This window comes from Metabacillus rhizolycopersici (genome assembly GCF_020075705.1).
The window spans coordinates 1-678 of sequence record NZ_JAIQUM010000247.1 but is presented as its reverse complement, the minus strand read 5'-3'; the positions used below and the strand labels follow the sequence as shown (position 1 = coordinate 678).

At 46.6% G+C, this 678-nt stretch carries 4 tRNA genes and 1 rRNA gene; all 5 read left to right on the top strand.

Going from position 1 to position 678, the window contains the following annotated elements:
• The first annotated feature begins 147 nt into the window (after positions 1-147).
• The 5 genes from rrf (at position 148) to K9V48_RS28330 (ending at position 652) form a co-directional block, all read left to right on the top strand.
• Positions 148-263, top strand: a 5S ribosomal RNA gene (gene rrf / locus K9V48_RS28350).
• Positions 264-306: 43 nt separating this feature from the next.
• Positions 307-381, top strand: a tRNA-Glu gene (locus K9V48_RS28345).
• Positions 382-384: 3 nt separating this feature from the next.
• Positions 385-460, top strand: a tRNA-Val gene (locus K9V48_RS28340).
• A 7-nt stretch (positions 461-467) separates the two neighbouring features.
• Positions 468-543, top strand: a tRNA-Thr gene (locus K9V48_RS28335).
• Positions 544-576: 33 nt separating this feature from the next.
• Positions 577-652: transfer RNA gene (locus K9V48_RS28330), tRNA-Lys, on the top strand.
• Positions 653-678 lie beyond the last annotated feature (26 nt).

The following is a 678-nucleotide window of genomic DNA, read 5'->3' as shown; positions in this document are numbered from 1 at the left end:
TACTTTGACTTCGCACGAGATTGTGAAATTTCCGGAGTATTTGGCTTCTGTAGCTGGACACAGTAATAAGAGCAAACTCACTTGAATAACTTGAATGATGAATCGTTATCTAGTTTTGAAGGAATATACCTTCAACTGAATAAATTATCTGGTAATGATGGCGAAGAGGCCACACCCGTTCCCATACCGAACACGGAAGTTAAGCTCTTCAGCGCCGATGGTAGTTGGGGGTTTCCCCCTGTGAGAGTAGGACGTTGCCAGGTAATTGTTCTTAATTGGACATTCATCACTGTATTATTCTAAAGTGGCCCGTTGGTCAAGCGGTTAAGACACCGCCCTTTCACGGCGGTAACACGGGTTCGAATCCCGTACGGGTCACCATATGGAGGATTAGCTCAGCTGGGAGAGCATCTGCCTTACAAGCAGAGGGTCGGCGGTTCGATCCCGTCATCCTCCACCATTTATATGCCGGTGTAGCTCAACTGGTAGAGCAACTGACTTGTAATCAGTAGGTTGGGGGTTCAAGTCCTCTCGCCGGCACCACTTACTTTATTATAGTAATACTCATTATAATATGAGCCATTAGCTCAGTTGGTAGAGCATCTGACTTTTAATCAGAGGGTCGAAGGTTCGAGTCCTTCATGGCTCACCATTTATACACACCATGCGGGTGTGGCG